This is a genomic window from Streptococcus pluranimalium (genome assembly GCF_047785705.1).
Taxonomy (GTDB): Bacteria; Bacillota; Bacilli; order Lactobacillales; family Streptococcaceae; genus Streptococcus; species Streptococcus pluranimalium_A.
Window position 1 is genome coordinate 58,630 of the sequence record NZ_JBLOJV010000005.1, and the last position, 24,081, is coordinate 82,710.

A 24,081-nucleotide genomic window follows, 5' to 3' on the forward strand; every position below is an offset into this window, starting at 1 on the left:
AATACCTCCTCTACAGTTTTAGTCTACCACGATGACTAGACCCTGTTAAAGGGTCAGGATGTTGCCAAAGGAATCAGACGCACCCGAATGATGTTCTCACTGGCTTCAAACAGCGCAACCAGCTGATCGACCTTGGCAGCGTCTGTTTCATCCAAATCCAGTAGGGTATAGGCGTAATCCCCTTTTGAACGATTAAGGATGTTATCAATATTGATGTCTAACTCAGAAACAGCTGTCGAAATCTTAGCAACGATGTTAGGCACGTTTTTATTGATCAGTGTGATACGGTAAGGCGCTTCCTGAACCTGGTGCATGTTAGGAAAGTTGACAGCGTTAGTGATTTCTCCCGTTTCTAGGAAACGACGAACCGTCTGGCTGGCCATAATGGCACAGTTAAGCTCGGCTTCCTGGGTTGAGCCTCCCAGATGCGGAAAGACCGTTACCCCTTCTTTGTTGAGCAAGTCTTTAGTCCCAAAGTCGGTCACATAACGACGCACCACTCCAGCCTCTAAGGCCTCAAAGAGGGCTTGGTTGTCCACCAGTTCTGCCCGCGCAAAGTTGATGATGACCGTGTCTTTTTTCATTTGGGCAAAGGCTGTGCTGTCAAAGGTATGCTTGGTGTCATCCGTCAAGGGCACGTGAATGGTGATGTAGTCCGATTGACTAAAAATCTCTTTCAAGTCGCTGACACGCTGAACGTGGCTAGAAATGCTCCAAGCTGTCTCAATAGAGACGTAAGGATCATAACCTAGGACATTCATGCCTAAACGGCGAGCATCATTGGCGATTCTAGCACCAATCGCACCCAGACCAATCACACCAAGGGTTTTGCCTGCGATTTCAGAGCCTGCAAATTGCGACTTCCCTGCCTCTATTTGCTTAGGGATATCCTCTCCTACTAGGCTGTTAGCCCAGCTATTAGCGCTCAGATAATCTCTTGCTGACAGCAAAATAGCTGTTAAAACAGCCTCCTTGACCGCATTGGCATTAGCTCCTGGTGTGTTAAAGACAACGATGCCAGACTCACTAGCCTGATCAATCGGGATGTTATTGGTGCCAGCTCCAGCACGGGCAATGGCCTTCAGACTTTTCGGGAAAGTCTCCCCGTGTAAAGACTGGCTTCGCAAGATATAGGCGTCAGGATCTGCAGCACGCTCGCCATCAATCGCAAAAGCATCTCCCAACTTCGCTAAGCCGATTTTATGAATATTATTAAAGGTTTTGACACTAAAAACCATCTTTCTCTCCTTTTAACTTCTATAACCATCTGCTAATAGTTTCCGATAGCTGCCTTATCCTAGGCGGTGCTTGTCCTCAAAAGCCTTCATAAAGGCGATTAAAGCCTCCACTCCCTCTAGGGGAAAAGCGTTGTAAAGACTGGCTCTCATGCCACCAACACTGCGATGCCCTTTGAGGTTTTTAAATCCAGCCGCATCAGCTTCCTGATAAAATTGTTGGTCTAAGGCCGCACTTGGTGTCACAAATGGAATGTTGGCTACAGAACGATCGCCCTCATTTTTAACAGGATTACTGTAAAAAGCGGATTGGTCAATAAAATCATACAAGAGCCCCGACTTATGACGATTAAGTTCTGCCATCTTAGCCACACCTCCTAATGATTGGACGTGCTCGAAAACTAACTTAGCCATGTAAATACTAAAGGTTGGTGGAGTATTGTAGAGAGAGTCATTATCCGCCTGAATCCGATAATCCAACATGCTTGATAGAGCAGGCTTATCGTTTAAGAAATCCTCGCGCACAATAACAATCGTCAAACCAGCTGGCCCAATGTTTTTTTGAGCACCAGCATAAATCATGGCAAAATCAGACACTTGGTAATCCACAGCCAAAATATTAGACGACATATCCGCCACAATCGGAACGCCATTGGTGTCAGGCAAGTCATAGATACTTGTGCCTTCAATGGTATTATTGGTGGTGAGATGCACATAAGCCGCATTTGGATCAATGCTGTCAGCCTCAAATAAGGGAATATGATCAAAAGCATCTGCTTCTGATGAGGCCAAGCAAATCGGCTCAAATGGAATCGTTTTTGATAGTTTAAGAGCTTCAGTATAAGCCTTTTTACCCCAAGAGCCTGCTACGACATAGTAGGCTTTTTTCCCTTTAGCCATATTCAGTGGCAACATGGAAAATTGCGTTGAGGCACCACCTTGTAAGAAAAGAACCTTATAGTTGTCTGGAATCTGCATCAAATCCCTTAGCGTTTCCTCAGCACCCTTGATGATGTCATCAAAGGCTTTGGAGCGATGGGACAGCTCCATAACACTCATGCCAGTGTTGGCATAATCTAAAAACTCAGCCTGTGCTTTTTTCAGCACTTCTTTGGGTAGAACAGCAGGACCTGCAGAAAAGTTATAAATTGTCATCATCACGACCTCCAATGATCAGTTAATTCATTATATCACAAAAATTTCTGACCTGTGATAATTATTCAGTCTAAATCACCTTTTTTGACTTATCCTTTTTGAGCAATCACAAGGATGGGTTTTTGACTTGATAAGCCCTTAATTTCATCTTGGCTTTTGTCATCTCGTCTTTTTTGATGTTTCTTGAGTATTTCTATCAAAAAAATCAAGACTCATGTTATAATAAAAGCATCTCATCTTGAAAGGATTTCCAATGATCATCAAAGAATTTTGTGCCGAAAATTTAACAGACTTGCACCGACTCACCAGTCCCGACATTGCCCGTGTGGAGTTATGTGATAACTTAGCCGTTGGTGGGACAACACCCTCTTACGGTGTGATTAAAGAAGCCAACCGTTACCTACACGAAAAAGGCATAACAACAGCTATCATGATTCGTCCTCGTGGAGGGGATTTTGTCTATAACGACTTAGAACTTCGGACCATGGAAGAAGACCTGCTACGGGCTGCCGAGCTAGGATCTGACGCCTTGGTTTTGGGGCTACTAACTGCTGATAATCAACTAGATACAGAAGGCATCGAACAACTCCTGCCATCAACCCAAGGCCTGCCACTTGTTTTTCACATGGCTTTTGATCAGATTCCACCAAAAGATCAATTTCAAGCCATGGATACCTTGATTGACTCTGGTTTCACCCGTATCCTAACCCACGGTAATCCTGATGGCAAATCAGATATTTTTCACAATGTCGAGCATTTAAAGGCTCTCATCGAACACGCTGCCGATCGCATTGAGATTCTCATCGGTGGCGGCATCAGTAACAGTAATGCCGAAGAACTGGTCACCTTAACAAGAGCTAAACAAGTACATGGTACCCGCTTGATTGGGTAGACTTTAAGCAGCTATATAAAAAGGTCAGGACTCAATCCTGACCTTTTTTGATACAAGCCTAGATATGAAAGCGTGGAGCAGAGATTGACTTTTAAGAATGATCAATTTCCTGCCCCACTTTTCATTCACATCATAGCTACTAGTATAGACTAACCTAGTATGTGTGAAACGGCGTGGTATTTATCTTTTTGAAAGCCTGAACCAAAAGCAAGCATTAAAGTCGTAATGCCAGGGAAAAATAAACCTAACACAGCTAATCCTTTAGAACCACCAAATGCTCTAACATAACAAAAGTGAGTGTATAGGTAATAAGCACCGATAACCCAGCCAATAAAGTAATACCACTTATTAGACTCTCCAAACGTGATTTTGTGCTTGATAAAGCCGCTATAAATTGGAATCAAAGCATACCAGCCTTCTTTGCCTGCTTTTTGAAACAATCTCCAATTACCAATTAAAGAAAGCAAGGCAGAGAGTAACAAGATGACGATAATAAATCCATAGGTTCCTAACATCGTATAAACTGCAACTTTTTCTTCAGTCATAATATCTCCTTACTTTTTGATGACTTTATCATCATCAATAAAATACAATAATAATTATAACACATTTCATCATTGTTGGCAAATATACCAAAAAATCTGTGCTTGCCATCAACTTGATAACATCAGATTAACACCGCAACTTCTAATCAAGTTCATGAAAGCTTTTATAAAGGTCTTGGCGGTTGAGGTTCCTTTCTTTTGCCACGCTTTTGATGGCTTGATTGGGCTTGATGCCTGCTCTTATCTTTTCTTTGACTTCATCTAAAGGAGGGAGAGCCTCTTCTTCTTCACTTGGATTAGAGCCATCATTGCCGTTCACAATGAGCAAACATTCTCCTTTTAAAGGATTGTCAGCCAGATAAGCCAAAAGCTCACTAATCGTGCCACGTTGGTACTCTTCGTAAAGCTTGGTCAACTCTCGAACCAGTGTGACTTGGCGATCGCCATAGACATCTAGCATATTAGCCAAGGTAGAGACCACCCGATGGGGAGATTCGTAGAAAATCTGTGTTTCTGGATAAGAGTATTTGTCCTTGAAAAAGGCTTTTTGCTGACTCGATTTACGAGGTAAAAAGCCGTAAAAAAGATGGGGTTGAGGGGCTATGCCACTGGCAATCAAGGCTGTAATCCCAGCTGATGCACCTGGTAAGGCCACTACTGGGATTTTGTCTTCGATAGCTGCCTTGACCAAATCATGACCCGGGTCAGAGATGGAAGGCATCCCCGCATCAGAAACTTGAGCCAGAGACTTACCAGACTTGAGTAAATCCAGTAGATCAGGGATTTTGTCAAAGGCATTATGCTCATGAAAGCTCATTTGGCGCGTTTTGATCTCAAAATGATTGAGCAATAAGCCTGTGTTGCGAGTATCCTCTGCACAAATGACATCAACACGCCTTAGAGTGTCAATCGCACGATAAGTCATATCAGCTAGATTGCCAATCGGTGTCGGGACCAAATAAAGAGTACCGTAAGAAGAGTCTTCTTTAAAACTTTTTTGAACTTGCATCATCACTCCCTATAAAGCAACTCGAGACAAAAGGCGCACTGCTCATCGTTTTCACGTCTTTGCCCGTAAAAGTCTGTACAGATATGAAAACCATCCTCGTAGATCATATCCAAATGCTGCTTGGTCTGATGGTGGTGCTTATCAGACTGTTGCTCACTGAACTGAGCCAAACGCTCTCGCAACTTACTGTTTTCTAAGCTTAAGGTTGCATTTTCTTCCATCAAATCTTGGACTTGCTTTTTGATGGCTTCTATCTCGGCTAAGGTAACCATGAGATTTTGAGAAAACCCATCAAACGCATCAAATAAATCTTTTTTAGCCACCACAGCTACCTCCTCTTGACCCTCATCTTACCGACAACTTTAAAATCATGTACTCTAAAGCATTCTGAAAACTGACATTGGCTTGCCACATGTTTCTAGCCAGTATTAGCCGATCTAAAACATCAAAAACCTGATTCTTTGTTAAGGTGTGACCAAGAATGATCACTAATAACTGAAAAGCCATGTCTTGGCTATCCTTGTCTGTCATCTGACTAGCCAAACGGCTAACCTCCAAATAAGCCTTCTCTTGATCTGCTAGTAGGAGTTTAGCAAAACGCTCCAGCAGATTGAGATCTTGTAAAACCTTTTGATCACTGGCTAGACGCTTAGCCTCATCAACAGATGACACTAGCTCTGAAAGCAGAACAGCCTGATGACGTAATAACCCCATCTGCTCCAGCTCCGCCTGAATGATGTCCCCGTGTTTCTGGAAATGAAACTGCTGACAACGGCTTTTGATGGTCGGCAAGAGATGAGTGGCATCCTCAGCTAGTAATATCACATTGACTTTACTTTGTGGCTCTTCTAGAACCTTCAAAAGACTATTAGCAGCATTGACGTGCATCTTATCAGCATCTCGGATGATAATGACTTGAGCCTTACCCTCATAACTAGAGCTCGAAAAACGGTTTAAAAGTGTTCGCACACTATCTGTCTTGATGATGCCATTAGTGGGTTCCAAAATAGTGACATCTGTCAGATCATTCTCTAAAATCAAGCGACAAGTCCTACACTGACCACATGGTTCAAGGTCTTCGATGGCCTCACAAAATTGGTATTGTGTCAACCAAAGGGACATCTCCCACGAGGCAAAACCTCCTGTAAAGAGGTAGGCATGACTTATCATGCCACTTTTTAGGATATGTCTGATGTCATCCAAGAGTTTAGGTTGCTGCTGCTCTAGTAGACGTGTTAAAGCATTCTTAGACATGTTTTGTTTCCTGATACCTTTTGATAATAAGAGCCACAACCTCTTCCACGACCTTGTCAATCGATTGGCTGGCATCAATTAAGGAAATCCGATGAGGAGCTTGCTCCAAAAGCGATAGGTAGCCTTGTCGCACCCTTTGGTGCATATCTAGCTTCTCCAGATCCAGACGATTGATTTCACGATCTGCATTTGTGGCAATACGCTCTAAACCAAGCTCTGAGGTCACATCTAAATAGATGGTTAAGTCAGGTTGACGATGATCTGTCGCATAATCATTGAGCCAAGCAATATCAGCAACAGCCAAGCCTCTACCATAACCCTGATAAGCTACCGAGCTATCGATAAAACGATCAACAATGACGATGGCATCTTGTTCAAGATTTGGCACTATTTTCTCGATCAAATGCTGCCGGCGTGCTGCAATATAAAGTAGCAGCTCCGTCTTTGCGTCCATAGCCGTGTGATTGACATCTAAAATCACCTGGCGGATGGCCTCTGCAATCGCAACGCCTCCTGGCTCACGCGTTGGAACAATCTCTTTGCCAACAACATCTCGTAATTTGGGAATCACCTGTTTTAAAACAGTGGTTTTACCAGCGCCATCAGGCCCTTCAAGGGAAATCAAAAATCCATTAGTCATAGTAACTCTATTTTAGCAGAATTTCCTCAAAAAAACGACAAGAAGTCTTGCCGTTTTGCCATCTTTTAAAATCCAGCTCTAGCCTCTGTTTGGATAATGCTAGCAACAGTAATTCCTTGTTCTTCCAAAGCTTTTTGTAATAACCTAGTATCTGCTTGCCCTTGAATCTGAATTTCAACTAAGGTTTTCCCAGATTTATGATTAGCGACTACCGTTCGGTGAATGTTTAGATTAGCCTCACTAATCAGGCTAACCACAGTCTCTAAGCTACCGATGGTATCATCCAACAGAATTGTTAGACGGATCCCCTCTTCGCCATAACCCGACACTTGGAGAAAAGCCTTGAAAATATCACGATCGGTAATGATGCCATATAATTGCTCATTATCCACGACTGGTAAGACACTGATTTTATGCTTCATCATAGTGTAAACGGCATCTTCAAGACTGGCATTCTGTGAAATAGTGATCACATCACGAATCATGATGTCACGAATGGTGGTTTTATTTAACAAATAATTCATCTCATAGATGGATAAACTGGTTGCTTTTGATGGCATGGCATCAGCCATGGTGTTCTCTGTCACCAAGCCTACTAAGCGGTCATTCTCAATCACAGGCAAGCGACGCAACTCCTGACCCTTCATTTTATCAGACGCATGAGCCACAGTTGTGTCTGGTGAGACATAGATGACTTTTGCAGTCATAAAATCTTTAACGGCCATATCAGCCCTCCTTTGGTTGGTAACATATCGCAATTCTAGCTATCAATCATCATAAAAAATAATATAAAAGCTAAAACAAGGACACCCAAATCATACAGGTTAAGAATGTTTACTCCCTTTATCTAGCCACCTAAGTAGGCTTTTTTAACCTGATCTGAGGCCAGGAGTTCTTGTCCTGTTCCAGACAAGACGACCTTCCCTGTCTCTAGAACATAGCCTCGATCAGCAATCGAGAGAGCCTTACTGGCATTTTGCTCAATCAAGAGAACTGTTGTCCCTTGTTGTTGAATGTCCTGCACGATATCAAAAATTTCTTGGATAAAGATAGGAGCCAAACCCATCGATGGTTCATCAAGTAGTAAGAGCTTGGGTTGACTCATGAGGGCACGCCCCATGGCAAGCATCTGCTGTTCACCACCTGAGAGAGTGGCTGCATCTTGATGCTTTCGCTCCTCAAGACGTGGAAAACGGTCAAACAGACGCTTGAGGTTTTTTTGATTTTGATGCTTGTCCTTTCTCAAAAAAGCGCCCATTTCAAGGTTTTCCATAACGGTTAATCCCGCAAAAACGTGACGGCCTTCTGGCACTTGAGACAAGCCCTCAGCTACGATTTTTCGAGCAGGGATTTTTTGAATAGCCTTTCCAAGAAACTCAATGCTTCCTTCTTTAGGACGAACCAATCCTGATATGGTTCGCAGAATAGAGGTTTTACCAGCACCATTAGCACCAATCAAGGAAACGACCTCTCCTTCATGAACCTCAAAGGAAACGTTTTTCACTGCCTCAATAGCACCGTAGCTGACGGATAACTGGTTTACACTTAACATAGCCATTAAATATCACCTCCAAGATAAGCCTCAATCACGCGTTTATTCATTTTGATCTCTTCTGGCGTGCCTTGTGCAATCACACGCCCATACTCCAAAACATATATCCGTTCAACCACTTCCATGACCAGACTCATATCATGCTCAATCAAGATAATGGTAATGCCAAATTGATGATTGATTTGACGAATGAGTGCTGTTAGTTCAGCTGTTTCTTGAGGGTTCATCCCTGCAGCTGGTTCATCTAAAAATAGAATTTTCGGTTCGGTAGCTAGAGCACGTACGATTTCAAGACGACGCTGCTGACCATAAGGTAGGTTTTTTGCTAGATTGTTGGCACTCCCATCCAGTCCAAAAATCGCTAACAAGTCCATAGCTTTTTGGCGCAAGGCTTTCTCACTCGTATAAAACGTTGGTAAACGTAAAAGAGAAGAAAAGACATGTGATTTGTTGGTATTACTCATACCAAGCAGAACATTATCCAGCACCGTCATGTTTTTAAAGAGACGAATGTTTTGGAAGGTCCGAGATAGACCTCGTGAAGCGATGCTATAGGGTTTTTGACCGTTTAGCAAGGTGCCATCCAAAATCACTGTCCCTTCAGACGGCTCATAGACACCCGTTAGAAGGTTGAAAAGCGTTGTTTTACCTGCACCATTTGGCCCAATGAGTCCAACTAATTCGCCTTCGTTAAGGGATAGGGTCACATCACCAACAGCTGTCAAGCCACCAAAATGCTTCGTTAAATGGTTAACCTCAAGTAAAGCCATTAGTGATTTCCTCCTTTATTTTTTTGAAAATACTGCGATAAGCGTAACTCCTTGGTGCCTAGCAAACCACCTGGGCGAAAAACCATAACCAAAATCAAGGCTAATGAGTAAATAATCATTCGGAGTTCCGCAACGTTTTGCAGGTACATATTAAGTACCCCTAAGACAAGCGCTGCAAGGATAGCACCAGTCATCGATCCTAGACCTCCCAACACCACGATAATCACATAATCAATGGAGCGCATGATGGTGAAATCTTTTGGGGCAATCGTTCCGATATAACCCACGTACAAGGAGCCTGCCACAGCTGCTGTCATAGCTGCAATGGCAAAGGTAATGACCTTGACCCTTGTGGTATTGACGCCCATGGACTCGGCTGCAATCTCATCTTCACGGACAGAAATCACCTGACGACCAATCGCACTGCGCAGGTAATTCATCAAGAGTACGGCAAACAAAACCACAAAGAAGAAAACAACCTGCCACGATGTGTAAGGTAAGACACCCGTTAAACCAGCTGCGCCATTGGACAAGTCGCCACCATTGACAATCGCAATACGGATAATCTCAGAAACCCCAAGGGTCGCAATCGCTAAGTAATCCCCCTTTAGACGAAGGGTGGGAAAACCAACCACTACTGCTATGAGACCAGCCAGAGCTGATCCGATAAGCATGGATAGGTAAAAGCCGACATAGGTTGGGTTGGACTGAGTCATGATCGCTGTGGTATAAGCCCCAATAGCCATAAAGCCTGCTTGACCTAGAGAGAATTGCCCAGAAAAACCAAGAACCAAATTGGTTCCCATAGCCATGATGATTGAGATCCCAATACCCATTAAAATCTGCACATGGTAAAGCCCCAAAATCCCTGAGCCAATCAGCAGATTGAGAACAAGAAACATAAGGACAATAAGCCCCAGCCAAGCTAGGATTGATTGAATCGTTTTTGTCATTTGCTTATACCTTCTCCTTCTTATTTTTCAAAAGAATACCTGCTGGACGAACCAAGAGGATCATAATCAAGATAGCATAGACGACTGCATCCTTGTAACTCGACAGACCAATGGCTGTAGATAGGGTTTCTAGCATACCGATAATAAAGCCACCAAGAGCTGCCCCTGGAATGATACCAATCCCACCCAAAACAGCCGCCACAAATGCTTTAAGTCCTGGTGCTGTCCCCATAAGAGGGGTTATGGTGTTGTAATACAGTCCAATAAGGACTCCCGCAGCACCGGCAAGACCTGATCCAAGTGCGAACGTAAAGCTGATGGTGGCATTAACATTGATCCCCATCAACTGGGCCGCATCACTATCAACAGAAACGGCACGCATAGCCTTACCCATCTTGGTTTTTTTGACAATGACATTTAGCCCCAACATCAGGATAACAGACACTGCTAAGATGATTAGCTGAATATTGGTTACACTGATGTTGCCAAAATCATACTTGATGGTTTGCATGGCTTGGGGAAAGGCACGCGCCTCTGCTCCTACAAGATAAACCATGCCATATTCTAAGAAAAATGAAACCCCAATAGCAGTGATTAAGGCTGAAATACGCGTTGAGTGACGAAGAGGCCGATAGGCCAAAAATTCAATCACAACCCCAAGCCCTGCCGTGATGAGCATGGTCAATAAGAGTGCCACAAAAAAATTCATCTGAAAGGTTGAAATCAGATAGTAGCCAACAAAAGCTCCCATCATATAGACATCTCCGTGGGCAAAGTTAATCAACTTGATAATCCCATAAACCATGGTATAACCTAGTGCCAATAGTGCATAAACACTTCCCAAAATGAGACCATTGACAAGCTGCTGTAACATAAACGTTTACCAAACTTTCTATCAAAATAAGAACATCTGAGAAGGAATACTCCCCAGATGTTAGCCTGTGCCATATCTTGTGGCAATTAAAAGTCTCTTAGTCAGCTTCAACAACAGTGGCTGAACTTTCCTTACCATCTGTAAGACCAACAACTGAGACCGATTTGATTGGGTTATGTGACTTATCAAGGGTCATGGTTCCTGTTGCACCTTCAAAGTCTTTTGTCTTAGCTAGATTGCCTGCGATGTCTTTAGAGGTTTTTGCCCCTTTAGCAGCTTTAGCTACCATATAAACAGAGTCATAGCCAAGAGCTGCAAACATTGATGGTTCCTCACCGTATTTTTCTTTGTAGGCTTTAGCAAAATCAGATGCTTTAGTGGACGTGTTTGCTGAATAACCTGAAACATAGTAAACGTTGGATGTGTTTTTATCACCTGCTAACTCGATGAGTTTGTCATCAGCGAAACCATCAGGACCTAAGATTGGAGTGTCAATGCCCATTTCACGTGCTTGCTTGATGATTGTTCCAGCTTCTTGGTAATAGCCAGGCATGATAATGGCATCAAAATCAGCATCTTTTAGTTTTGTCAATGCCGATTGGAAATCAGTATCCTTAGCTTGGAAAGTTGCCTCGCTAGCAATGTCTCCTTTGAATTGCTTTTTAAATTCCTTAGCAATTCCTTTGGCGTAATCGCTTGAGTTGTCATAGTAAAGTGCAACTTTTTTAGCTTTTAGGTCTTCAGTCGCAAATCTTGAAAGTACTTGACCTTGATAGCTATCAATGAAGGTGGCGCGAAACAGGTATGTCCTAGTATTGCCTTCTTTGTCGACAGTCAGGTTATCCAGAGTTGCTGCAGGAGCAACCAATGGAACAGCTGCTTTTTCAGCATTTGGAGTTGCTGCCGCCACGGCTGAAGATACCATCGGACCTACAATGGCATTGACCTGACTTTCCGTGGTCAGATTAGTGGTTACCGTAGCAGCCTCTGCGTTATCTGACTTGTTATCTTTGGCAAAAGCCTCGATTTTTTTACCGTCAACACCACCATTTTGGTTTATTTCGTCAATGGCTAGCTGGGCACCATTCTTACCTACATTCCCGTAAGCAGATACATCTCCAGTTAATTCAAAGTTTAGTCCGACTTTTAAGGTATCACCGATAGCTGTCCCTTCTGCAGTTGCATTCGAACTTCCTGGTGCAGCCCCACAGGCTGCAAGAAAGGCTGTGCTCAGCAAAGCTAGTGCTGCAAATCTTACTTGTTTTGTCATGATCATAATCTCCTTTAATCTTGTGTTACATCATAATACTGAATTATCAGAAAATTGTCAATGCTTTTTTCTGAATTTTTTAAATTTTTATCCTTTACACATTGAAAAAACAAGAAGACCAGTGCCTCAAAACACTTTAGAAGAAAGGTTACAGGCAACCATGGCTTGTTGAGCATGCAAAAAGAGGCTTTAAACCTCTTGGGTGATTATTGTTCTAAAGTCCTCTCATCACCCTCTGTTTAGGGAGTTATGGAGTTTATCCTTGGTTGTGACCGTCATGGTTACCTAGGTTACCAACAAAGTCCATGTCTATCTTGTCCAACTGAGATGGAATGACCTTCTTGACAGCGTTCATTTTAGTTAAGTGAGCAGTGATCTCTTCTTGTCTGTCACCATCAATGTAGAGGATAACATACTTCAAACGCCTAGAGTGGTAAAAAATATCACCCCATTTTGTCAGCTTCCTAACATCACGATTGTAATAGAGATAGACTGCTAAACTCATTCTTTGGGTTATGTTCATGATGACCTTTTCTTTAGTTGTCATAGAGTAACAACTCATTTAACATCAAGCTAGCGTCTAAGTTAGATCTAACATGCTAGTTCATTGCCTCCTATCCTATTTTCTCTTTAAACATCAAAACGATTGATTTTGGACTTGCCTTGAGAAATCTTCGTAAGTGGTCCTTATTATAAAGGAAAAGGCAAGGAGTAAGGACTCTTGTCCCAACCTCTTCTCAACAATGACTTATGGCAACTCATTATTGTCCATAATGGCATCAATAAAGCCGTAAGCAAGGGTTTCTTCTGCGTCCATCCAACGATCTCGCTCAGCATCAAGATGAATTTTTTCAATGGTTTGCCCAGAGTTTTCCGATAAGATTTTTTCCAACTTGTGGCGTGTTTTCAAGAGATGCTCAGCTGCAATAGCCATGTCTGACTGCTGAGTACCGCCCCCTGTACCACCCATAGGTTGGTGCATCATATACTCGGCATGAGGCAGCATAAAACGTTTGCCTTTAGCACCAGACGAAGCAATAATGGTACCCATAGAAGCTGCCATCCCCATGACAATCGTCTGAACATCAGCCTTGATGAAATTCATCGTGTCCACAATGGCTAAGCCAGATGACACTGATCCCCCTGGCGTGTTGACATAAAGGTAAATATCCTTAGTCGGGTCTTGTGCATCCAAAAAGAGCAACTGGGCAATGACTGAGTTGGCCATGTTGTCTTCGACTGGACCTGTTAACATAATAATGCGGTCTTTTAAGAGACGTGAATAAATATCATAAGAACGCTCCCCACGTGAGGTTTGCTCAATAACTACAGGAATCATACTTTCTCCTTAATATTAGATTAGGGCAGTTAGCTACTGCCAAAGCCCAAGTACTATACTTGGCATAAGTTATTGTGGATTCGTTTATTTCCATCAATCGCTGGACGATTTGTAAGAGACTGACCACAACTTTTTGTTTCAGTGAGTACGGTATACCGAATAAGAGTCTTACTCTCACCACTACTTTGAATGATGGAAACGTAGAAGTCACCAGTTACTGTAACACCCTTATCAACTAGTTACTAACCCCCAGCTAAGTTTCTCAATACGGCTCTGCCTAGGTCAATACTCCACTTACGAATCGTTCATTTCTTGAGTTTCCTCTTAAAACTCTGCAAACTGACTTGATGGAACAACTTTTTTAACCCTTTGATGCACGAAATGCTCGTTTTTTTTATGTTCTGAAGCTAGTTTTTTCCCAGTCTCATCTAATAGAAGCAAACGCCATTCCTAAAGCAGAACCAAAATAGTACTTCCACCTCTGCTGCTCTAAATAACGTTTAAACATTTTTAATTTATTAGGTTGACCCTGATTCAAAGTTAATTCTTCCAGCACCCATGGATAAATTTTATAAGAAAGATAACTTATTTTCTCTCCTTTTTCACACAAATCAATTGATTTTATTAGCAAAATTTCCAATTCTTTGCTCAGCTTTAATTCTGAATCAGATAATATTTCATTTATTTTTTGTATAAATATCTTTTTTTATTTCCAATCATTGCATTTATCATTTTTTAAGGTTTTCTTTGACCAAAACTAGTTGCATAATCATAGCCTCCAGATATAGAAGATAACCAACCATTTACAACAGTATTTTGAACATGTGTCCATGTTGGAGTTGCTTGAATCATCTTCCACTTCTTGGTTTTTGAATGACGGTAAAATGCATATGGTTCTGCAGTATACATATACACCCACTCTCCCCCTGCTGAACGCGGCATTCTCATTCGAATTGAATTCAATTCAATATTTTTTCAGCTTCTGGAATATCTATTTCTGTAATTATAACTTCCTTTTCACCTGATTTCAAAGCCTCTGACAAAGTCATTGGAGGAATATTATCGTCTGATATATCCGCTGATACATTATTCTGAAAAACAAATAAACTAATCAAAACAACAAATAACAATATAACTTTTTAAAATCTCCTTGCTAACTCTATTATACCATAAAATACAAGTATTCTAACAATCGCTATTTATAGCACCTTACACTCTTTTAACCTACTTTTCAAAACTATTAAGACCATTTTCCTTCCTTACATCATATTTAGTGCAGTTAGCTACTGCCAAAGCCCAAGTGCTACACTTGGAATAAGCCACTGTGGATTCATTTATTTCCATCAATCGCTGGACGATTTGTAAGAGACTGACCACAACTTTTTGTTTCAGTGAGTACGGTATACCGAATAAGAGTCTTACTCTCACCACTACTTTGAATGATGGAAACGTAGAAGTCATTGATTGCTGTAACACTATCACTGACGAACTACCCTAACAGCTCGCTATTTGGTGCCAAAGAGACGGTCACCAGCATCTCCCAAGCCAGGCACAATATAACCATGATCATTTAGCTTTTCATCAAGAGAAGCTGCGTAAATGGCAACATCTGGATGGGCTGCTTGTAGTTTTTCCACACCTTCTGGTGCCGCTACCAAGCAAACAAAGCGAATATGAGTTGCCCCACGTTTCTTTAGAGAATCTACGGCTAAGATAGCTGATCCCCCTGTCGCCAGCATAGGATCAACTAAGAAAATCTGACGCTGATCAATGTCTTCGGGTAATTTTACCAAGTATTCCACGGGTTCTAGGGTTTCTTCATCACGGTACATCCCAATATGCCCTACTTTAGCAGCAGGCACTAAGCTCAGTAGCCCGTCAACCATACCAATACCAGCACGAAGAATCGGCACGATTGCTAATTTCTTTCCAGCTAGTTGTTTTTGAACAGTTGTTGACACAGGTGTCTCTATCTCAACATCTTCAAGCGGCAGGTCGCGTGACACTTCATACCCCATGAGCATGGCAATCTCATCAACTAATTCTCTAAAATCCTTGGTAGACGTTGTCGAACGACGCAAGATAGAGAGTTTGTGTTGAATAAGCGGATGTGAAATAACTTGGAATTTTCCCATGATGTAAAACCACTTTCTATTGTTTTTATTTATTATAACACGCTCTCATAATATAGTAAAACAGATAGCGTAATCTACCATATGCTCAGCTTTCTATGATTTACCCTATCCTTCCTTATACATGAATAGTCTCTCTTTAAAGTTAAAGACTAGCTAATAAATAGCTTTCCTATGTCCAAATTCAAGTGCTAAAATAACCAGTTTCTCCTCTTGAATATCACAGATAAGCCTATAATCACCAATACGATACCGCCACTCGTTGGTATGGTTACCTGTTAAGCCTTTGCCGTTGGCTCGTGGATTATCAGTTCCTTCTAAATGCTTATCAATCCAGGCAAATAACAACCGTTGTATTTGTTTATCTAATGTCTTAATCTGTTTCTGGGCCTTTTTGGAGTATTCTACTTGATACATCTTAAAAGCCTAGCGACTTCTTGAAATCAGCATGAGATACTGTTTCCATATCTTCTAAGTATTGCGCTTTTGCTTGTTTATAGATATTTAAATCATGAGCGTCTTCTATTTGTTGAGCCAAGGATTGCTTAAACAAGGTTGATAGACTCGCACCTTGTAAGCTAGCATAGCTTTTAAAAAATGTTTCTTCTTCTTGATTTAATCGGATAGTAACTGTACTCATTATGGCTTACCTCGTTTCTACGTGTTACATTGTAACACATAGCTCGTAAATGTCAACTGTTACCATTCATTTTAAGCCGACCTAATGCCTTGATTGATGACGCCCTCATTTTCAATTTTAGGCTCACTTAGCTTTACGCTTGATTTTTTTCAAAATCATAGAGAGGTCAGGACTGCTATCCCAACCTCAACTGGTTTTGTGATCAAGGAATTCTTAAGATGGTACGAAGGCGATCGGCACGACTGCCAATTAACTGATCCAACAGGCGTGTCCTCAGTAACATATAAGCATAACTGGCTATACCAACTGTCCCTACAAGCCCCACATAAATCAGGCTATGAACTCGGTTGGCAGGATTTAAGACAAGACTCAGTAAAAGCGTCACAGCTGCTACTATCAGAGCCATCCAAAGTGTCATGACATTGACCAACTGTAGGCGACCTGTCAAATCCTCTTGATGAATAGGAGTCAACTGTCGCAAGCACTGGTAGCTTAAGACAATCGGGATCGCCAGAGCGATAGCCGTTGACAAAAGTGGTCCGTAGCCGTGGAAAACAAAAATCATCGGGAGTTGCAAGAGGATCTTGGTCAGCAAACCGTATAGGAAGTAACGGATGGCCTTTCGGTTTTCAAATAAGGCTTGAAGCATGGGGGACAACATCATATAAAGAGCTAAAAATAACGTCTGAACCATCGCTGCCACAAACAAGCCTAGAGCCATAGCATTAGGCTCACCATAGAAGATGACATAAACAGGCTTTGCTAGGATAACAATCCCAACAATGGCAGGCATGATAAATAGAAATAGCAGCTGTAGGTTATTGGTGATCAAGGCTGCTGCTGCTGCCATGTCTTTTTTGACATAATTCTCCGTCAACAGAGCAATCCCAACACCCCCCATAGAAGCGGCAACTGATACTAAGAGCATGACCACCTTATTGGGATTTGAGGCAAAATAAGCAAACTGCACCAGCAAGTCCGTCTTACTATAATCCGTTATCATCCCCATAAAGGAAACATAAGAAAACTGGTCGATTAAACTAAAGACTTGGATAGCAGATCCCGTCACGATAAAAGGAAGGGCTTCTTTTAAAGTCTCAAACAATAAACCTTTCGCATCAACAGAGACATCTGCTATCTTTTCAAAAAAAATAGGCTTCAACAAGTTAGCTTTTGCCAAATAATAAGCCAAGACCACCATGCTAGAGAGCATGCCTAAAAAGGCGGCGAAAGTCGACTGAGTGACGGCTTTGACATAGTCACCTGATCCTACTTTCATGATCAAAAAGGCCGTCACAAGCATCCAGATCACACGGATGAACTGCTCAGCAACCTGACTCTTGGCAGAAGGGGCTAAATCATTATGACCCTGAAAAATCCCACGGATAACACTCATAACAGGAAAGATAAGAACAGACCAAGAAAGACTCTGGATAACAGGCACCAAGCGCTGTCCTGCTCCCGAAAGCGTCGCAATGACTGGGGATAGGAAAAACATGATTCCTGCACTGATGAGCCCAACAAGAAGCATGACCTTCAAAAATTCTCGAATCAGTCGCGTGGTTTCTTGACGCCGATCCATGGCATTATACTTGGCAATCTGTTTTGCCACAGCCACATTAAGACCTGACGTAGAGATCAAAAGAAACAGTGAGTAGATATTGTAACCTTGTGTAAAAAGAGCATTTGCCTCATTGGCATGCTTGCCCATCCACAAATACCATGGAATGATGTAAATCACCCCAAATAATCGGCTGATAAAACTGCCCGCCGCCGACCAGGCAGTCCCTCGTATCATCAGCTCCTGCTGGGAGATTTTTGTCTTAGTGTTTGACATGTGCTTGTCCTTCTCAATTATCGTTAATTTATTATAAACTTTTGCCTAGGACTTGTAAAACCATAACCATAAGTCTAAAATAAGAGTATGATGCAAATAGAAACCGTATTAGATATTTTAAAAAACGACCATAACTACCGTCATATCAAGCATTTTGACGATTATTACTTCCACTTTCAGGGAGTTACTTTTGAGCAACTCAGTTATGACAGCCGTCAGGTGGATGAGCAGACCCTTTTTTTTGCTAAGGGAGCATCCTTCAAAGCTGAATTCCTCGAGCAAGCAGTCTCTAAGGGACTTAGTTGGTATATTTCTGAGATGGATTATGGCGTTGGCATACCAGTCATTCTGGTCAATGACATCAAGCAAGCCATGAGCCTTATTGCCATGACCTTTTATGATAACCCTCAAAGAAAGCTTCAGCTACTAGCCTTCACTGGAACTAAGGGAAAAACAACAGCGGCTTATTTCGCCTATCATATCTTAAGACAAGAACACAAGCCAGCCATGCTATCAACCATGAGTACCACACTAGATGGCAAGACCTTTGTCAAGTCAGCCCTGACCACCCCTGAAAGCCTGGATCTTTTTAGAATGATGGCAGAGGCCGTCTCAAATGGCATGACCCATCTCATCATGGAGGTCTCCAGCCAAGCCTATCTGGTCAAACGTGTCTATGGCTTGAGCTTTGATGTCGGTGTTTTTCTAAACATTAGCCCTGATCATATCGGCTCTATCGAACACCCTACATTTGAGGACTACTTCTATCATAAATGCCTTTTAATGACTCACAGTAGAGCTGTTGTCATCAACAGTGACATGGATCACTTTCGAGTTGTGAAGGAACAGGTCGACCAGCTTCCTCATGATTATTATGGGCAAACGGCTGAAAACGCGATCACAAAAAGCCTGCCCTTCTCCTTTGATGTCAAAGGCAAACTAGCTGGACATTATGCTATTCAACTCATCGGTCAGTTTAATCAGGAGAATGCCTTGGCAGCTGGACTAGCATGCCTAAGACTCGGGGTTAGTCTTTCGGCCATCCAAAAGGGGATTAGAGAAACTAAAGTGCCAGGTCGGATGGAGGTGCTTACCCAGTCTAATGGTGCTAACGTTTTTGTCGACTATGCCCACAACGGAGATAGTCTCACGAGGTTGCTAGATGTGGTCAGCCAACATCAGACAGGGCATTTGACCCTTATTCTAGGCGCGCCAGGCAATAAGGGGGAAAGTCGTCGGGCTGACTTTGGTCGAGTGATCAATGCTTATCCAGAAGTGTCCATTATACTGACGGCCGATGATCCAAACTTTGAAGACCCTCAAGTGATCTGCCAAGAAATTGCTAGCTACATCAATCGTCCTGTACAACTGATTATTGACCGCAAAAAAGCGATCCAAACCGCTATGGAACAAACCCAAACATCAGGAGATGCGGTCATCATTGCTGGTAAAGGAGCTGACGCTTACCAAATTGTCAATGGCAAACGAGTTGACTATGCTGGTGACTTAGCCATTGCCAAGTCATTTCTAAAAACGACTTAGCAGATGCTGACTTTTTGATAATCATTCTTAATATTTTTTTGAATGATTATTGTTAATCAAAAGGGCTTTTGAAAGCCCTTTTACTATGTTATAATCAAACACGGACTGTCGTTTCTGTCACCTGAATGGATACATCCAATGCCTTCATTATACTACTTCATACTCAAGAAAAATCAGAACCTGTAGTCACAAGTTCAGTGCTTTGATAGTGATCGATAAGGAGTATAAGGCTTATTCTAACTGTAAGAGGAGTACCTGCTTTGTCTGATATTCAAGCCCGTCATATTGATGTGGCCTACGATGATCATCTTATTATTGACAATCTTTCAGTCAGCCTGCCCAAGGGTGCTATCACCACCATTATCGGTGCTAATGGCTGTGGAAAATCAACCCTACTCAAAGCTTTGACACGTATTCTTGGGGTTAAGAAGGGGCAGATTTTGCTAGATAGTCAAGCCATCACGACACTCCCCACTAAGGCAGTGGCCAAAAAAATGGCCCTCCTCCCCCAAATCTTAGATGGAACTGAGGGCATCACTGTCTACGAATTGGTATCTTATGGACGCTTTCCCCATCAAAAATACCTGGGGTCGCTGACCGCACATGATCGAAGCCGTATCCACTGGGCCATGGAAATGACCAAGATCACGGAACTGGCTAATAGCACCGTGGATAGTCTCAGCGGGGGGCAACGACAGCGTGCTTGGATTGCCATGGCACTAGCACAAGACACGGACACCATCTTTTTGGATGAGCCAACCACCTATCTCGATCTCAACCATCAGCTAGAGGTGCTTGAACTTCTGCAAGGTTTAAACAAAGAGTCTGGTAAAACCATTATTATGGTACTTCATGATCTCAATTTATCAGCACGCTTTTCAGACCATCTCATCGCTATGAAAAAAGGGCAAATACGCTATCAAGGCAGCCCTCAAGCAATCATCACACCAGCTTGTCTGAAAGACATTTTTCAAATCAGGGCTCATATTGTCGATGATCCTATCACCCAACGACCTATGTTACTCTCTTATCAACTCTTATCACCCTCGGAGGATTTATGAAACGTCGCTATTTCTTATCACTACTATCTCTTATCATTGCCTGCCTTTTTTTGGTGGCCTGTGGTTCATCACAAGACAATAGGGCTAAGGCTGAGCCAACTAAAGTCTCAAGCATGCCCAAAATCAAAGGGTTCACCTATTATGGTGATGTTCCTGAGAACCCTCAAAAAGTTGTCAATCTGGCATACTCTTATACAGGTTACCTACTAAAGCTAGGGATTGATGTCTCATCTTATTCTCTTGACTTGGAAAAAAACAGTGTGGCTTTTGGTGATCAACTCAAAGGTTTGCCACAATTAAAATCAGCGGATACAGAAGCTATTGCTGCAGAAGAACCAGACCTTATCATCGTTTTTTCTCTGGATGAAAACATTGACAAACTTAAAGAAATCGCTCCCGTGCTTGCGATCGAATTTGGTGCCAGTGGTTACCTAGAAGTCATGGATCAGTTTGGGCAAGTTTTTACCAAGGAAAAAGAGGCTAAAACTTGGCGTCAAGACTGGGATCAAAAATTATCTCAAACCAAAGAAAAGTTGGCTACAAAACTCCCTTCAGATACTAGCTTTACCGTGATGGACTTTTATGACAAGAGTATCTACCTTTACGGCCCAGCCTTTGGACGTGGTAGTGAGTTGATTTACAAGGCTTTAGGCTACAAAGCTCCTCAAAAAGTGCAAGAAGAGGTCTTCAAAGACGGCTGGTTTGGGATTTCTCAAGAAGTCATTGGTGATTATATCGGTGATTATGCTGTCGTCAATGTCAATGCTGATAATCAAAAAGTCGCTGCTTCTCTCAAAGAGAGTGATGTCTGGCAGAATATCCCTGCGATTAAGGCAGGGCGTGTCCTTGAGGTTGACTACAATCTCTTCTACTTCGCTGATCCCATGTCTCTTGACTTGCAACTTGATGCCTTTGTTCAAGCCCTTGACAAGGCTAATACTCCCTAAACAAAAAATAGCTTCTTGACTTGATCTTTATCCATTCTAATGTTGCTGTCATCGCCTAACCTAGATTGATTTTGAGTGAGTCTAGGCCGTGATTGGAAAGGTTCCCATGACACCCTCACATGCTTTTCAAAATAAGCCAAAAAACCTTTGGCTTGTTTTTTTCATCTTAACGATTGCTCTTTTTATCGGAGGCTACATCAGCCTACGCTTTGGGGCTATTGCTTTTTCCCATCAAGCACTGCTGACTGCTTTAGAAAAGCCACTAACGGATTCCAAAGTACAAGATATTGTGATTGATATTAGACTTCCCCGCATGCTTGCTGCCTTATTTGTCGGTGCTGCTATGGCGCAAGCAGGAGCGATCATGCAGGGTATCACTCGAAACGCGATTGCTGATCCTGGACTTCTTGGGATTAACGCAGGAGCAGGTTTAGCTCTCATTATTGCTTATGCTGTGATTGGCAACCTTCACTATCTCCAGATTCTTATGATTTGTTTAGCAGGAGCGATCTTAGCTGCCTTCATGGTCTTTATCTTAGCCTATCAAAAAGGAAAAGGCTATGACCAACTACGTCTTATTTTGGCTGGGGCGATGATTGCCACTCTTTTTTCAGCGATCGGTCAGGCCATAACCATCTATTGGCATTTAGAAACCACTGTTATTGGTTGGCTAGCAGGTGGTCTGAGTCAGGTGAATTGGCCCATGATTACGATTATCATTCCGATCATTAGTCTAGGTCTCCTACTGGCTCAGCTATTGGCTCATCAGTTAACCATTCTCAGCCTCAATGAAGCTATCGCCAAAGCACTGGGTCAAAAAACCTTTGTCATGACGATCATGCTTCTGATGATTGTGCTAGTCTTATCAGCTGGAGCTGTAGCTATGGTGGGCGCTATTGCTTTTATTGGTCTGATTATTCCGCATCTGATTAGGCTATGGATCCCTATGGACTATCGCTTCATTCTTCCCTTATCAGCTTACGCTGGGGCTGTTTTCTTGCTATGGGTAGATGTAATCTCGCGAATGATTAACCCACCGGCAGAAACCCCTATCAGCGCGATTATCGCTATTATTGGTTTGCCCTGGTTTTTGTGGTTGATTAGAAGAGGGAGGTTTTGATGATGGTTTTCTCCAATCGTACCAAACTTTTTTTGACCTTGCTGGCTTTTTCCTTAGGCCTTTGTGTCACTATTTCCTTATCCGTTGGCTATGCCAAGGCTTCGATCTGGGATTTCGTTGACCTTCTGACCGGCAACTCTTCTAAGGGAATGACCTTTATCATTAGAAACATCCGCTTACCACGGGTCTTAGTCTGCCTTCTGGGGGGAGGATCTTTAGCCTTGTCTGGCTTACTCTTACAAAATCTCACTAAAAATCCTTTGGCTGATTCAGGCATTTTAGGAATCAATGCTGGAGCTGGCTTGGTTCTTACCCTTTTCATCGGCTATGCTCAAACTTCCGATGCTCAGTTAATAGCACTAAGACCAATTCTAGCTGTGATTGGTGGGACAATGACGACAATGCTTGTTTACTGGATTTCTCGCAAGAAAAATCACGGTATTAACCCAACACGTCTCATCATCACTGGAATCGGCCTATCTAGCCTGTTATCAGGGCTGATGATAACGATTGTTTCACAGATTGATGCTTTTAAAGTACCTTTTATTGTCAGCTGGCTAAATGGCAGTATTGCTGGAGGAACATGGACGAATGTGTTATGGTTTTCGCCCTTGATCAGTCTACTTTGGCTAATCACTTATGCCCAAGGCCAATCACTCAATATCTTAAACCTCAATGAACAGACCGCCCTAGCTCTGGGATTAAATCTTCAAAAACAACGACTCGTTGTTTTAATACTGTCAATAGCCCTAGCAGCACTTAGCGTTATCTTAATTGGCAATATCACTTTTATTGGGCTTATTGCTGGCCATATCAGCCGAAGGCTACTGGGAGTCGATCACCGCCTCACCATCCCCTCTAGTCTCATGATTGGGATGATACTACTCCTCCTAGCCGACACTCTCGGACGAGTACTACTAGTTGGAACAGGTATCCCAACAGGCATCATCGTCACCATGATTGGCGCCCCATACTTTCTGTACCTGATGATGAAAGTTAGGTAGTGAAACTTCTTTATACAACGTAACCGCCCAATAAGGAGGTATCTAGTCATCCTCTCACTCCTCAGGTATACTGTTATTAGAAAACAGAATACCTGAGGAGTGAGAGGATGACTAGATACCTCCTTATTGGGCGGTTACCTCACAAATCAACAAAACCACTCCTACTTTTTTAGCAGGAGTGGTTTTTGTTCTCAATATGGAAAGCTAGAGTTTAGCTGACATCTTTGAATCATTTGATTATTGATCTGAGGATAGCTAAAGTAGCTAACTTTATGAGGGTTTAGGCTTCGTCGTCACGACGTTTTTTCCG

At 42.4% G+C, this 24,081-nt stretch carries 28 protein-coding genes; 6 read left to right on the forward strand and 22 right to left on the reverse strand.

The window, feature by feature from the left end:
- Window positions 1–53: 53 nt before the first annotated feature.
- Together ACMZ6Z_RS02365 and serC are read right to left on the reverse strand one after the other, a co-directional pair.
- Window positions 54–1,238 (reverse strand): phosphoglycerate dehydrogenase, encoded by a 1,185-nt coding sequence (locus ACMZ6Z_RS02365; protein ID WP_416131059.1) that lies wholly within the window; start codon window positions 1,236–1,238, stop codon window positions 54–56.
- A 54-nt stretch (window positions 1,239–1,292) separates the two neighbouring features.
- A complete protein-coding gene (serC, locus tag ACMZ6Z_RS02370; RefSeq protein ID WP_416131091.1) occupies window positions 1,293–2,390 on the reverse strand; it encodes a 3-phosphoserine/phosphohydroxythreonine transaminase in 1,098 nt (365 codons plus the stop codon).
- 253 nt (window positions 2,391–2,643) lie between these two features.
- Here serC and ACMZ6Z_RS02375 point away from each other — a divergent pair, with 253 nt between their 5' ends.
- A complete protein-coding gene (locus ACMZ6Z_RS02375) occupies window positions 2,644–3,282 on the forward strand; it encodes a copper homeostasis protein CutC (protein ID WP_416131061.1) in 639 nt (212 codons plus the stop codon).
- Between the two features lie 149 nt (window positions 3,283–3,431).
- On the opposite strand, the gene ACMZ6Z_RS02380 is transcribed toward ACMZ6Z_RS02375, so the two are convergent.
- The 20 genes from ACMZ6Z_RS02380 to ACMZ6Z_RS02475 form a co-directional block, all read right to left on the reverse strand.
- A complete protein-coding gene (locus ACMZ6Z_RS02380; protein WP_416131062.1) occupies window positions 3,432–3,827 on the reverse strand; it encodes a DUF5684 domain-containing protein in 396 nt (131 codons plus the stop codon).
- A gap of 142 nt (window positions 3,828–3,969) precedes the next feature.
- On the reverse strand, window positions 3,970–4,836 hold the full coding sequence (gene rsmI, locus ACMZ6Z_RS02385) for a 16S rRNA (cytidine(1402)-2'-O)-methyltransferase (RefSeq protein WP_416131063.1): 867 nt from the start codon (window positions 4,834–4,836) through the stop codon (window positions 3,970–3,972).
- Window positions 4,837–4,838: 2 nt separating this feature from the next.
- Window positions 4,839–5,159 (reverse strand): DNA replication initiation control protein YabA, encoded by a 321-nt coding sequence (gene yabA, locus ACMZ6Z_RS02390; RefSeq protein ID WP_416131064.1) that lies wholly within the window; start codon window positions 5,157–5,159, stop codon window positions 4,839–4,841.
- 22 nt (window positions 5,160–5,181) lie between these two features.
- Window positions 5,182–6,090 carry a DNA polymerase III subunit delta' gene (locus ACMZ6Z_RS02395; protein WP_416131065.1) on the reverse strand — a complete coding sequence of 303 codons (909 nt, stop codon included), beginning with the start codon at window positions 6,088–6,090 and terminating at the stop codon, window positions 5,182–5,184.
- On the reverse strand, window positions 6,083–6,730 hold the full coding sequence (tmk, locus tag ACMZ6Z_RS02400) for a dTMP kinase (RefSeq protein WP_416131066.1): 648 nt from the start codon (window positions 6,728–6,730) through the stop codon (window positions 6,083–6,085). Before tmk ends, ACMZ6Z_RS02395 begins: the two co-directional genes overlap by 8 nt.
- A 65-nt stretch (window positions 6,731–6,795) precedes the next feature.
- On the reverse strand, window positions 6,796–7,455 hold the full coding sequence (locus tag ACMZ6Z_RS02405) for a CBS and ACT domain-containing protein (protein ID WP_416131067.1): 660 nt from the start codon (window positions 7,453–7,455) through the stop codon (window positions 6,796–6,798).
- 122 nt (window positions 7,456–7,577) lie between these two features.
- A complete protein-coding gene (locus tag ACMZ6Z_RS02410) occupies window positions 7,578–8,288 on the reverse strand; it encodes an ABC transporter ATP-binding protein (RefSeq protein WP_416131068.1) in 711 nt (236 codons plus the stop codon).
- Window positions 8,288–9,052 (reverse strand): ABC transporter ATP-binding protein, encoded by a 765-nt coding sequence (locus ACMZ6Z_RS02415; RefSeq protein WP_416131069.1) that lies wholly within the window; start codon window positions 9,050–9,052, stop codon window positions 8,288–8,290. Before ACMZ6Z_RS02415 ends, ACMZ6Z_RS02410 begins: the two co-directional genes overlap by 1 nt.
- Entirely contained in the window at window positions 9,052–10,005 is a 954-nt protein-coding gene (locus ACMZ6Z_RS02420) for a branched-chain amino acid ABC transporter permease (RefSeq protein WP_416131070.1), read from the reverse strand. Before ACMZ6Z_RS02420 ends, ACMZ6Z_RS02415 begins: the two co-directional genes overlap by 1 nt.
- A 4-nt stretch (window positions 10,006–10,009) precedes the next feature.
- Window positions 10,010–10,879 carry a branched-chain amino acid ABC transporter permease gene (locus ACMZ6Z_RS02425; protein ID WP_416131071.1) on the reverse strand — a complete coding sequence of 290 codons (870 nt, stop codon included), beginning with the start codon at window positions 10,877–10,879 and terminating at the stop codon, window positions 10,010–10,012.
- A 97-nt stretch (window positions 10,880–10,976) separates the two neighbouring features.
- Entirely contained in the window at window positions 10,977–12,149 is a 1,173-nt protein-coding gene (locus ACMZ6Z_RS02430; protein WP_416131072.1) for an ABC transporter substrate-binding protein, read from the reverse strand.
- 256 nt (window positions 12,150–12,405) lie between these two features.
- A complete protein-coding gene (locus ACMZ6Z_RS02435) occupies window positions 12,406–12,696 on the reverse strand; it encodes a DUF2129 domain-containing protein (RefSeq protein ID WP_416131073.1) in 291 nt (96 codons plus the stop codon).
- Between the two features lie 201 nt (window positions 12,697–12,897).
- Window positions 12,898–13,488, reverse strand: coding sequence for an ATP-dependent Clp protease proteolytic subunit (locus tag ACMZ6Z_RS02440; protein WP_416131074.1), 591 nt, complete (start codon window positions 13,486–13,488; stop codon window positions 12,898–12,900).
- A gap of 424 nt (window positions 13,489–13,912) precedes the next feature.
- On the reverse strand, window positions 13,913–14,128 hold the full coding sequence (locus ACMZ6Z_RS02445; RefSeq protein WP_416131075.1) for a hypothetical protein: 216 nt from the start codon (window positions 14,126–14,128) through the stop codon (window positions 13,913–13,915).
- Between the two features lie 95 nt (window positions 14,129–14,223).
- Window positions 14,224–14,397 carry a hypothetical protein gene (locus ACMZ6Z_RS02450; RefSeq protein ID WP_416131076.1) on the reverse strand — a complete coding sequence of 58 codons (174 nt, stop codon included), beginning with the start codon at window positions 14,395–14,397 and terminating at the stop codon, window positions 14,224–14,226.
- Window positions 14,398–14,447: 50 nt separating this feature from the next.
- On the reverse strand, window positions 14,448–14,603 hold the full coding sequence (locus ACMZ6Z_RS02455) for a hypothetical protein (protein ID WP_416131077.1): 156 nt from the start codon (window positions 14,601–14,603) through the stop codon (window positions 14,448–14,450).
- A gap of 390 nt (window positions 14,604–14,993) precedes the next feature.
- Window positions 14,994–15,623 (reverse strand): uracil phosphoribosyltransferase, encoded by a 630-nt coding sequence (gene upp, locus ACMZ6Z_RS02460; protein ID WP_416131078.1) that lies wholly within the window; start codon window positions 15,621–15,623, stop codon window positions 14,994–14,996.
- Window positions 15,624–15,776: 153 nt separating this feature from the next.
- Window positions 15,777–16,037, reverse strand: coding sequence for a type II toxin-antitoxin system RelE family toxin (locus ACMZ6Z_RS02465; RefSeq protein WP_416131079.1), 261 nt, complete (start codon window positions 16,035–16,037; stop codon window positions 15,777–15,779).
- Between the two features lies 1 nt (window position 16,038).
- The gene (gene relB / locus ACMZ6Z_RS02470; protein WP_416131080.1) at window positions 16,039–16,260 is read right to left on the reverse strand and encodes a type II toxin-antitoxin system RelB family antitoxin; all 222 of its coding nucleotides are present in this window, start codon (window positions 16,258–16,260) and stop codon (window positions 16,039–16,041) included.
- 202 nt (window positions 16,261–16,462) lie between these two features.
- A complete protein-coding gene (locus ACMZ6Z_RS02475; RefSeq protein ID WP_416131081.1) occupies window positions 16,463–18,097 on the reverse strand; it encodes a putative polysaccharide biosynthesis protein in 1,635 nt (544 codons plus the stop codon).
- Between the two features lie 87 nt (window positions 18,098–18,184).
- Between ACMZ6Z_RS02475 and ACMZ6Z_RS02480 the strand changes: the two genes are divergently transcribed.
- The 5 genes from ACMZ6Z_RS02480 (at window position 18,185) to ACMZ6Z_RS02500 (ending at window position 23,771) form a co-directional block, all read left to right on the forward strand.
- Window positions 18,185–19,639, forward strand: a complete 1,455-nt coding sequence (locus tag ACMZ6Z_RS02480; protein WP_416131082.1) for a UDP-N-acetylmuramoyl-L-alanyl-D-glutamate--L-lysine ligase — start codon at window positions 18,185–18,187, stop codon at window positions 19,637–19,639.
- A 260-nt stretch (window positions 19,640–19,899) separates the two neighbouring features.
- Complete coding sequence (locus tag ACMZ6Z_RS02485; RefSeq protein ID WP_416131083.1) at window positions 19,900–20,700, forward strand: ABC transporter ATP-binding protein; 801 nt, start codon at window positions 19,900–19,902, stop codon at window positions 20,698–20,700.
- Entirely contained in the window at window positions 20,697–21,647 is a 951-nt protein-coding gene (locus ACMZ6Z_RS02490) for an ABC transporter substrate-binding protein (protein ID WP_416131084.1), read from the forward strand. The genes ACMZ6Z_RS02485 and ACMZ6Z_RS02490 overlap by 4 nt, the downstream gene beginning before the upstream one ends.
- A gap of 106 nt (window positions 21,648–21,753) precedes the next feature.
- Window positions 21,754–22,767 carry a FecCD family ABC transporter permease gene (locus tag ACMZ6Z_RS02495; protein ID WP_416131085.1) on the forward strand — a complete coding sequence of 338 codons (1,014 nt, stop codon included), beginning with the start codon at window positions 21,754–21,756 and terminating at the stop codon, window positions 22,765–22,767.
- 2 nt (window positions 22,768–22,769) lie between these two features.
- Window positions 22,770–23,771: a FecCD family ABC transporter permease gene (locus ACMZ6Z_RS02500; RefSeq protein WP_416131092.1), complete on the forward strand. Its 1,002-nt coding sequence runs from the start codon at window positions 22,770–22,772 to the stop codon at window positions 23,769–23,771.
- The last annotated feature ends 310 nt before the right edge of the window (window positions 23,772–24,081 follow it).